Genomic DNA, 1,750 nt, shown 5'->3' on the forward strand with positions numbered 1-1,750 from the left:
TGATGACAGCCATGAGGAGCTTATGGGTTCTGTAAGTTATGCTGTTAGCTTATTTGATAAAGTTACTATAGATCGTTTTGTTGGACATTATAAGCATTTGCTTGCTGAGTTAATTTCAGCTCCTGATAATTCTTATGATAATATTGGTTTATTGCTTGCTGATGAGTATAAAGAAATTGTTTACAATTGGAATGCTACTGATAAGGATTACCCTGGAGATAAGACTATTTATGAGTTATTCCAGGAACAGGCAGAGAGAACCCCTGATAACATTGCTTTGGTTTATGATGGAGAGGAGCTGAGTTACAGGGATCTTAATGATAGGAGTAACCAGCTGGCTCGTTATATCCGCTCTGAATATCAAAAAAGGACCCAAAGGGAGCTCACAGGAGATAGCCTTATCGCGTTATGTCTGGAGAGAAGCCTTGAGATGATTATTGGAATACTAGGGGTACTTAAGGCAGGGGGAGCTTATGTTCCTATTGATGCTGATTACCCACAGGAGAGGATTGATTATATTCTGGAAGATACAGGCTCGGTGTTGGTATTAAGCCAGACTCATTTGATGATGAGAGAAGGATTGCAGCTTCCGGAGGATAAGGTTGTTGCCATTGATCTTGTTTCGGATTTTTATCAGGTAGAAGCGAGTTCTAATCTTCCACAACATAGTTTAGCAAAGAATCTGGCTTATGTTATTTACACCTCCGGAACGACAGGCAGGCCTAAAGGGGTGATGATCGAGCATGCCGGGGTTGTTAATTATATTAATAATATAAATAATTTTTTTTCCAATGATATAGTTAATTTTGATTTTTCTACCAATCTAGCTTTTGATCTGTCCATCACTACAACATTGTGCCCTATTTTATTAGGAAAAAAAATATTTATTTATTCAGGAAGATTAAATGATATATATAACTATACTCAACATTTAATAGATAATGAAATTGATTTTATTAAAAATACACCTTCATTATTGATCAACTTACCAGAGAAATATTTTTTTGATTACAAAATTAAAAAAGCATTTATTGGTGGAGAAAAATTAGAACATTTTCAATTAGTTCAACTATTAAAATATATTAACATACCTATTGATGAATATGGACCAACAGAAACAACTGTTGGAATTTCATATGCTATAAAAAACAATTTATTTGACAATAACGGGATAGGTAAAATATATTTTAACACGAAAGCCTATGTGCTTGACGCTAATAATTTTCCTGTTCCGATAGGTGTTATCGGTGAGCTTCATATAGGAGGTGCTGGTTTGGCCAGGGGGTATTTGAACCGTTTGGATTTAACCCATGAGCGATTTATAGATAATCCTTTTGCCACGCAGACAGATTTATTAAAGGGTTATAACAGATTGTATAAGACCGGTGATCTGGTACGCTGGCTTGTTGATGGTAATTTGGAATATCTTGGCCGTAATGATGACCAGGTCAAGATCCGTGGTTACAGGATAGAGCTTGGAGAGATCGAGTATGCGTTGTCGGGAATTCCGGGTATTGTCCAGTCGTGTGTTTTGGTAAAGGAGAGAGATACTGCTGGAGGTGTTGTAAAATCTTTGGTTGGTTATTATGTTTTGGACCATGGAGAAGATGTTTTGGACCAGGGTATGATTTTGGATGAGTTATCCAGGTTGTTGCCTGATTATATGGTTCCCGGTGCTTTGGTTGTTATGGATTCTTTTCCATTGACTATTAATGGCAAGCTGGACAAACGTTCTTTGCCTGATCCTGAT

1 protein-coding gene is annotated in these 1,750 nt (G+C 36.7%); it reads left to right on the forward strand.

All coding sequences use genetic code 11. The features are described from left to right. On the forward strand, positions 1-1,750 hold a 1,750-nt coding region (locus ACN1CN_RS22685), incomplete at both ends, for a non-ribosomal peptide synthetase (RefSeq protein ID WP_419137954.1).

This window comes from Flavobacterium sp. T12S277 (genome assembly GCF_048514875.1).
Taxonomy (GTDB): Bacteria; Bacteroidota; Bacteroidia; order Flavobacteriales; family Flavobacteriaceae; genus Flavobacterium.